The 8126-nt window shown below is 71.8% G+C and carries 7 protein-coding genes and 1 pseudogene; 4 read left to right on the top strand and 4 right to left on the bottom strand.

Annotated elements, in window-relative coordinates; genetic code table 11:
* Both IE318_RS45580 and IE318_RS35980 read left to right on the top strand, forming a co-directional pair.
* Positions 1-1319, top strand: a 1319-nt coding sequence (locus IE318_RS45580) for a glycoside hydrolase family 92 protein (RefSeq protein WP_229903978.1), incomplete at its 5' end; no start/stop codon positions are given.
* A gap of 166 nt (positions 1320-1485) precedes the next feature.
* A complete protein-coding gene (locus tag IE318_RS35980) occupies positions 1486-2070 on the top strand; it encodes a TerD family protein (RefSeq protein ID WP_189907123.1) in 585 nt (194 codons plus the stop codon).
* Between the two features lie 41 nt (positions 2071-2111).
* Here the strand turns inward: IE318_RS35980 and IE318_RS35975 are convergent, their stop codons facing one another.
* Together IE318_RS35975 and snpA are read right to left on the bottom strand one after the other, a co-directional pair.
* Positions 2112-2621 (bottom strand): potassium channel family protein, encoded by a 510-nt coding sequence (locus IE318_RS35975; protein WP_308438613.1) that lies wholly within the window; start codon positions 2619-2621, stop codon positions 2112-2114.
* 246 nt (positions 2622-2867) lie between these two features.
* A complete protein-coding gene (snpA, locus tag IE318_RS35970) occupies positions 2868-3587 on the bottom strand; it encodes a snapalysin (protein ID WP_189907119.1) in 720 nt (239 codons plus the stop codon).
* Between the two features lie 183 nt (positions 3588-3770).
* On the opposite strand from snpA, the pseudogene IE318_RS35965 reads away from it, so the two are divergent.
* A pseudogene (locus IE318_RS35965) lies at positions 3771-4742 on the top strand (LysR family transcriptional regulator).
* Position 4743: 1 nt separating this feature from the next.
* On the opposite strand, the gene IE318_RS35960 reads toward IE318_RS35965, so the two are convergent.
* Together IE318_RS35960 and IE318_RS35955 are read right to left on the bottom strand one after the other, a co-directional pair.
* Positions 4744-5094 carry a DUF1330 domain-containing protein gene (locus tag IE318_RS35960; RefSeq protein ID WP_030179450.1) on the bottom strand — a complete coding sequence of 117 codons (351 nt, stop codon included), beginning with the start codon at positions 5092-5094 and terminating at the stop codon, positions 4744-4746.
* Positions 5095-5189: 95 nt separating this feature from the next.
* Positions 5190-6251, bottom strand: a complete 1062-nt coding sequence (locus IE318_RS35955; RefSeq protein ID WP_189907117.1) for an ABC transporter permease — start codon at positions 6249-6251, stop codon at positions 5190-5192.
* 293 nt (positions 6252-6544) lie between these two features.
* Here IE318_RS35955 and IE318_RS35950 point away from each other — a divergent pair, with 293 nt between their 5' ends.
* Positions 6545-8005, top strand: coding sequence for an amino acid permease (locus tag IE318_RS35950; protein WP_189907115.1), 1461 nt, complete (start codon positions 6545-6547; stop codon positions 8003-8005).
* Positions 8006-8126: the final 121 nt, after the last annotated feature.

Here is an 8126-nt window from a genome sequence, read left to right as displayed (position 1 = left end):
GGGACCAGCGGATCCACCGGGCGAAGGGCTTCACGTACTACCAGAACTGGTCGCTGTGGGACACCTACCGCACCCAGTCCCAGCTGCTGTCGCTGCTCGCGCCGCGTGAGGCCCGGGACATGGCGATCTCCGTCATCAGGATCGACGAGGAGAGCGGCTGGCTGCCCAAGTGGGGCTACGGCACGGTCGAGACGAACATCATGACCGGCGACCCCGTCACGCCGTTCCTCACCAACGCCTACCAGCAGGGCCTGCTCAAGGGCTGGGAGGAGCGGGCGTACCGCGCCCTGAAGAAGAACGCCGACGGGGTGCCGCCCGCCGGCTCCCCGGCCGTGGGCCGCGAGGCGAACAAGGAGTACATCGCAGGCGGCTTCGCGCCGTACATCAAGGGCCGCCCGCACGCCAAGCCCGGCGACTCCGACTACGACCACGGCGCGTCCGCGACCCTGGAGTACGCCCTGTCGGACGCCATGCTCGCCGAGATGGCCCGTGACCTCGGCCACGACGCCGACGCCGCCCGCTACGCCGCCCGCGCCCAGAACTACCGGAAGATCTTCGACGCCTCGACCGGCTTCTTCCGCGCCCGCGACACCTCCGGCGCCTTCACCGGACCGGCGGACCCGGCGCAGAGCGAGGGCTTCCACGAGGGTACGTCCTGGCAGTACCAGTGGCTCGTGCCGCAGGACCTGCCGGGCATGATCTCCCTGATCGGCGGCAAGCAGGCGGCCAACGACCGGCTGGACTCCTTCTTCGCCTACGACCGGCTCGTCGCGGACCCCGCGAAGACCGCCCGCGAGGTGTGGGTGAACGGCCCCTACGCCTACTACAACGCGGACAAGTACAACCCGCAGAACGAGCCCGACCTCATCGCGCCCTACACCTATCTGTCGACCGGTCAGCCCTGGAAGACCACCGACGTGGTGCACGCGGCGCTGACCCTTTTCACGGACACCCCGACCGGCATGACCGGCAACGACGACCTGGGCACCATGTCCGCCTGGAACGTGCTGTCGTCGATCGGCGTCTTCCCGGTGCAGCCCGGCTACGACACCTGGGGCCTGTCCACCCCCGTCTTCGAACGGGTCGACCTGACCCTCGACCGGCGCTACTACCCGCGCGGTTCGCTCACCATCACGGCGCCGGGCACGTCGGACGGCAACCGCTACGTCCAGGCGGCCCGCGTGGACGGGTCCCCATACGGTCGTACGTACCTGACGACGGACGCCCTGCGGCATCTGACGTCGCTCGCCTTCACGGTCGGCGCGCAGCCGTCCGCCTGGGGGACGGCCGCCGAGGCGGGGCCGCCCGCGCTGAACTGAGGCCGGAAGGCCGGGCCGGCGGCGACGCGTCGCCGGCCCTGCCGCGGCCCCGCAGCCAGTACATAAGGGGATGAAACGGCAAGCAGCAGGCCAGTCGTGCGCAACGATGTGTGTTCCAGGCACACTTTGCCTGTCGGAGTACCCCTCACCAGAGGATGATCTACACATGATTACGCTGACGAAGGAAGACGGCCCCGCGGACCTGGACGGTGTGACCCACCTGTCCATCGGGGTGTCCTGGGACCCCACCGCCGGTGCCAGTGGCGGGGTGATGGGGATGCTCCGCCGCAAGGCCGGCACCGACCTCGATCTCATCGCCATCGCCATGCAGGGCGCCGACCCGGTGCGTCTGGCGGGCCTCGACTCGCTGGATCCCATGGGCAACGGCTCGCTGGTGCACAGCGGCGACAACCAGACCGGCCGGGGGGACGGCGACGACGAGACGGTGACGGTCGAGTTCGGCCGGATCCCGGCCCAGATCACCTCGATCGTGTTCGTCGCCGCCGCCTTCAAGAAGGGAAGCTCGTTCCAGAAGGCGCGCAACATCAGCTTCAAGGTGTACGACGCGACCGGGGGCAGCTCCCAGCAGGTCGCCGACATCTGGCCGAGTCTGCTCACCCAGGACAACGGCTGCGCCGTGGCCAAGGCCGTGCGCGTCGGCGGCAGCTGGAAGCTCGAGGTGATCAATGTCACGGGGAAGATCAAGCAGGGCGACGAGCACGCCCTGATGCGCTTCGCCGTCAGCAAGTAGTGACCCGCGCACGTGCGTGCAGACGCGCACGTGCGCGGCCCTCACTCCCGGTCGTCCGCTGCCCGGGCCGCGCCGCGCCCCGGCCCGGCCGACCGGTCCCGCTGGCGCAGCCCCGCCTCGATCGCGCCCGTCAGCACGCGTGCGGCGACGCCCACGAGCAGCAGCCCGCCCGCCATCTGGAACATCGTCAGCACGCGCCCCGCCTGGGACCGGGCGGTGATGTCGCCGTATCCGACGGTGGCGAACGTGGTGAGAGCGAAGTACAGGGCGTCCGTCCTGGTCAGCCGCTCGCTGAAGGAACCGGGGGCGGAACGGTCGAGGAGGTAGTAGGCGCCGGCGAAGAGCAGCAGGAACATCGGCAGCGTGGCCGCCAGTGCCTCCACGGCCCTCAGGCGGGGGTACGGGGAGCGCGCGACGACCACCACCTCCCAGCCGAACATCACCGCGGCCGCGAAAAGACCGCCGACCAGCAGCGCCAGCGTCACGGCCGTGTCGTGGTGGTCCAGGGGCAGCAGGTAGTACGCGGCGACCAGCCCGGCCGTGACGCACACGGCACGAACGAGGGACAGGACGGGTGCCCATCGGGGCGACAAGCGGCGTCCGCCCCGAGGGGCCCGGCCGTTGCGGTCGTGCCGGCCATGAGGGCCGTCGGGGCCGTTCCGGCCGTTCCTGGGCGCTGCTGGATCGGTCATGCGGTGTCTCTTCCGTTCCGCTGCCGGGAACCGGGTGCGGGGTCCTCTCCCGGGTCATCGTGGCAGCGGAACGGACGGATCACTGCTGCGCCACTCCGGGCGCCGTCAGCGCCCGGTGTTCACGGCGGCCAGGGCCTTGGCCAGGCCGTAGGCCCACAGCTGGTCGACGCGGGCGCGCTCGGTCGCGTCGGGGTAGCGGTTGGTGCAGGAGGGGCCGGGACCTCCGCCCGACATCAGCTCGCTGCACGGGCCGCTGTAGTGGTCGGGCAGACCCAGCACATGACCGGTCTCGTGGGCGGCGACGCGGATCGAGTCGTACTGCCGGTTCTGCGCGTAGTCGAGGAAGATGTACCCGCTGCCGTGGCCGTCGGTGGAGGCGTAGGAGCCGCGCGGGTCGCTGCCCTCGTAGTAGGCGAAGTCCGCGCCCGACGAGGTCGCCTGGAGCTTCACGTTCGACACCGAGCTGTTCCAGATGGAGGCGGCGCTCGATATCTGGGAACGGAAACTCGGTGCCTGGGAGGCGTTGTAGTAGACGGTGACCGACTTCAGGTTCGGGTGGGCGGCCTGCTTCTCGGCGACCGACTTCAGCACGGCGTCGAAGAACGCCTTGTTGTTCGCGGCGTCCTCGGCCGAGCCGGCGTAGCGGGCGGAGGCGGCGAGGGTGGAGCCGGCCGGGGCCGGGTGGGCGGCCGTCCGGGCGGCCGTCCGGGCGCTCGCCGGGCTCGCGGTGCCCAGCGCGGCGGAGGCCAGACCGAGGCCGAGCGCCAGGGCGACGAGTCTTCTGGAGGTCTTCGCGGACCGTGCGCCCGTGCGGGACGAGATCATGTGGGGGCTCCTTCTCGTTCTGTGGGGTGGAACGATCGGTTGCACATGAGTCTCGGGCAGGCCAACGGGGCTGCGGATGATGGCAATTGGGGATAGCGCCGGGCTATCGGCGGCCGACTCGTGCGGTTTCGTCGCGATGTGAACATCTGGTGGGGCGCCGCACATCCGCCCTACGCTCCCCCCATGGAGCTCGAGGTGAGGCACCTGCGCGTTCTCTGCGCCATCGCCGACCTGGGCAGTCTGCACAAAGCGGCTCGGGAACTCGGCATGGCCCAGCCCTCGTTGAGCACCCAGTTGCGCCGCATCGAGCAGGCCCTCGGCGCCCAGCTGTTCGTACGCGCCCGTACCGGCTGCCGCCCCACCCCGCTCGGACACCTGGTCCTGAGCCGCGCCAGGCCCCTCGTCGCCGAGTTAGCGGCGATCGTCACCGAGACCAGGGCGGCGGCGGCACGCGCCGCCGGCGGGACCCTGCTGCGCATCGGCGCCACCGCGAGCCGGGCCATACCGGGCTGACTGCGCCGGCTGCGGGCCCGGCTGCCCGGGATCGAACCGACGCTCCAGATGGACGTGTCCGCGAACTCCCTGCTGGGCATGGTCGCCGCGGGCCGGCTCGACATGGCCTTCGTGCACGAGGTCGAGGGCAGTGCGCTGCGCGTCCCGCGCGGGCTCTGTCTGCGGGTGCTGGTGGAGCGGGAACCGCAGTTCGTCACGCTCGCCGCGGACCATCCCGCGGCCGCGCGACGCGAGGTGCGGCTGGCCGACCTCGCCGGCGAGCGCTGGATGGTCGACTCCACGGTCGACGGTGAATGGGACGCTCTGTGCCGGGTGCTGCGCGCGGCGGGGCTCGAACCCGACCTGCTGCACGGCGACTACCTCACCGCGTACTCCCTGGCCGCCACCGGCGAGGTCGTCACGGTCAGTCAGCCCACCGCGCACCCGCGCCCCGACCTCGCGATGCGGCCGCTGGAGGGTGACCCGATCGGCGTACGGCTGCTGCTCGCGGCTCGCTGCGAAGGGGAACTGGACAGGGCCTACGCCGAGTTGGAGGCGGCCTACTGGGACGTGGCGCGCCAGGCGCCGGCCTACCAGGAGTGGCTGGCGCGTGCCGCCCGTTCAGCCGCCGATGACGACGAGCCGCGCCCGCGCGGACGGTGAGTCACCGGTCGCGCGGCAGCGACTCGCGCATCGCCTTCGCGGTGGTGGCCGGGTCGTAGTCGTCGGGGACGCCCGGGACGAGGATGATGTCGCCCTCGATGTGGCGTGAGCGCAGCGGTGCGATCTCCTGGTAGGCGGGCGAGTCCCACCAGGCCCGTGCCTCGTCGATCCCGGGGAAGGCGATCACCACGACGTGTCCGGGCCAGCCGCCCTCCTTCACCTCGTGCTGGGCGGCGTGCACGAGGAAGCGGCCGCCGTACGGTTCGAAGGTGTCGGTGATGCGTTCGATGTATTCGGCGATCTCCGGGTGCGGGGCGGCCTCGCGCAGGTGGGCGATGGCGTAGGCGGGCATGGTGTCCTCCGGTCGGTCGCTCGGCCTTCTCACGGCGACGATCGTGGCACGGGGGACGGTACGAGATCGATGACTTTCGGGGTAATGGACGGCCCTCAGGGGGCGGCGTGGGCGGGACGGACTTCGCGGCCGCCGGGGTGGCGGTGCCGCCAGGTCCAGAAGACGGCGCAGGAGACGACGGCCCAGCCGGCGAGGACCAGGAAGGGGAAGGCGTGCTGGTGCCCGGAGAAGTACACGGCCGTGTGCTGGGCGTTCACCGAGGCGCCGGGCGGCAGCCAGCGGCCGATGACGCCGAGCGCGGAGGGCAGCAGCGGCCAGGAGACCGCGCCGCCCGAGGAGGGGTTGCCCAGCAGGACCATCAGGCTCCATGTCGGGATCATGGCCCAGCGCCCGAACAGGGTGTTGAACATCGTGAAGACCATGCCGGAGGTGAACATGGTCAGCGCGAGGATCATCCAGGACTCGACGAAGGGCAGATGCAGGGCGCCGAGCATCCAGTCCACCACCGCGGCGATCACGAACCCGCCGAGCAGGGCGTAGACGGCGGTGAAGGCGATGCGCTCCAGCGGGTTCAGCCCGGACGCCTGAACGCTGAGCTGGATGGCCCCGACGAAGCCGACGATCACGGCCGCGAGCGAGATGTAGAAGATCGCCAGTCCGCGCGGGTCGCCCTTCTGCAACGGCTTGAGGTCGTGGATCGCGACCGGCACACCGGTGGCGTGGCCGACCTTCTCCGCCGACTCCACCAGTACCTGGGCGACCGTGGCCCCGGTGGCGGCGGACACGTAGAGCGTGACGCTGTTCGCGCCCGGGGGGACGTCGAGCACGGCGAACACCTTCTGGTCGTCCACGGCTTCCTCTGCCGCGCCGAGTGTGGCGTAGGGCCGTAGCTTCAGCGAGGCGGCCAGGGCCTTCTCCATGCCGGCCACGAAGCGCCGGGCGCCCGGCTGGTCGTGGGCGCCGACGATCGCGGTGGGGATGGTGTGCGGGGTGGGGTTGGCCATGGCGTACGTGTAGGAGCCGGCGAAGAGTCCGGCCGCGGCGGCGATGATCAGCGTCAGGACCGTCGCGGGCAGGAAGGGCGACTTCCGGAAGGCGGCCCAGCGCTCGGCCGGGGTGGGCGGACGGCCGTGCTCACCGTGCGACGTATCAGACATAACGCCCACGCTAGATCATCCTGCGGCGCCTTCCCTCGCCGGGCTCTCCGCGCGCCTCGTTCGCGCCTCACTGGCGCCCCACTCGCGCCTCACCCCGTCCGTCCCGCACGCCGGCCGAGGTCCCGCCGTCCGGACGTTTCCCGTCTCCGGGGCCGCCGCGGCGCACGTTTTACGGTGCCGCACCCATCCATACAGGACGAAACGAGGGGATTTGGAGTCATGACGACCGATGCCGGACCATAGGGTCCGTCCGGCGATCCCGGGCACCAGTTCGAAGAGAGGCGCACCACCCCATGCACGTCACCGGGACCGCCCCGCAGTCGGCTCCGGCCCCGCAGGACACCCCCACGGCTCCCTCCCCCGCCGTCGACCCCACGATCAGCGGTGTTCCCACGGCCACCTCGGCCAGCGGGGCTCGCACACGCGACGCCGACCGGCACGCCCGCCGCTTCGGGCTCCCCGTGGCGACCGCGCTGGTCATGGGCAACATCATCGGCGGCGGCATCTTCCTGCTCCCGGCCTCCGTCGCCCCGTACGGCACGGTCAGCCTGGTCGCCTTCGGCGTCCTGACCATCGGCGCGATCACCCTCGCGCTCGTCTTCGGCCGGCTCGCCGAACGCGACCCGCGCACCGGCGGCCCCTACGTCTACGCCCGCGGGGCCTTCGGCGACTTCGCCGGCTTCCTGGCCGCCTGGGCGTACTGGATCACCACCTGGGTGTCGAACGCGGCGCTCGCCGTGGCCGCCGTCGGCTACCTCGACGTGCTGGTGCCGGTGAACGACCACCGCTGGAGCGCGTGCCTGGCCGCGCTCGTCCTGCAGTGGCTGCCGGCGCTCGCCAACTTCGCGGGCACCCGCTACGTGGGCGCCGTCCAGCTGGTCTCCACCGTGCTGAAGTTCGTGCCGCTGCTGCTCGTCGCGGTCGGCGGGCTGTTCTTCTTCGACCCGCACAACCTCGGCCCGTTCAACGCCGGCGGCGGCAGCGCGGTCGGCGCGGTGTCGGCCTCCGCCGCGATCCTGCTCTTCTCCTACCTCGGTGTGGAGTCCGCCGCGGTCAGCGCGGGCGAGGTGAAGGACCCCCGGCGCAATGTGGGACGCGCCACCGTCATCGGCACCGTGGGAGCCGCCCTCGTCTATCTGCTGGGCACGCTGTCGGTCTTCGGCACGGTCGCGCACGGCCGTCTGGTGGAGTCCACCGCGCCGTTCTCCGACGCCGTGAACGCCATGTTCGGGGGCGCCTGGGGCGGCTGGGCGGTCGCGCTGGCCGCGCTGGTGTCGATGACCGGCTGCCTCAACGGCTGGACGCTGCTGAGCGCCCAGACCCCGTACGCCGCCGCACAGGACGGCCTGTTCCCGGCCGCCTTCGCGCGCCGGCGGCGGGGCGTTCCGACCGTCGGTGTGGCCGTCACCGTCGTCCTCGCCTCGCTGCTCACCGTCTACAACTACACCTCGGGTTCGGCGAAGGTCTTCCAGATCCTGGTCCTCGTCACCACGTTCACGGCGACGGTGCCGTACCTGCTGGCCACGGCGGCGCAGCTGTTCCACCTCGTCGCCGGGCGCCGCGACATGGTCGACCGGGGACGGCTGGTGCGGGACGCCGTGATCGCCTCGCTCGCGGCCGCCTTCTCGATGTGGCTCGTCGCGGGCGCCGGGTACGCCGCCGTCTACCAGGGCGTGCTGTTCCTGCTCGCGGGCGTCATCGTCTACGCCGTGATGGCGGCCCGGAACCGGGCCCGGGGCGAGACGAGCGGGTGAAGCCCGGGCCCCCGGCGGTGACGTCCGCAAGGGGGCTCACACGGTACGGCTGACCGGGCCGCCTCCCCGCGGATCCCGCCCTGAGCGCGGGCGGACGATCGCAGGGACCGGCCCGCGCCCC

Source organism: Streptomyces spiralis (assembly GCF_014654675.1).
GTDB classification, from domain to species: Bacteria; Actinomycetota; Actinomycetes; order Streptomycetales; family Streptomycetaceae; genus Streptomyces; species Streptomyces spiralis.
The sequence above is the reverse complement of the archived record's forward strand: the minus strand, read 5'-3'. Positions and strand labels throughout refer to the sequence as shown.

Bases quoted from the DNA above. Each gene is read 5' to 3' on its own strand.
- IE318_RS35980 (WP_189907123.1), top strand. From the start codon at position 1,486: ATGATTACGCTGACGAAGGAAGACGGCCCCGCGGACCTGGACGGTGTG.
- snpA (WP_189907119.1), bottom strand. From the start codon at position 3,587: ATGATCTCGTCCCGCACGGGCGCACGGTCCGCGAAGACCTCCAGAAGA.
- IE318_RS35960 (WP_030179450.1), bottom strand. From the start codon at position 5,094: ATGCCCGCCTACGCCATCGCCCACCTGCGCGAGGCCGCCCCGCACCCG.
- IE318_RS35955 (WP_189907117.1), bottom strand. From the start codon at position 6,251: ATGTCTGATACGTCGCACGGTGAGCACGGCCGTCCGCCCACCCCGGCC.
- IE318_RS35950 (WP_189907115.1), top strand. From the start codon at position 6,545: ATGCACGTCACCGGGACCGCCCCGCAGTCGGCTCCGGCCCCGCAGGAC.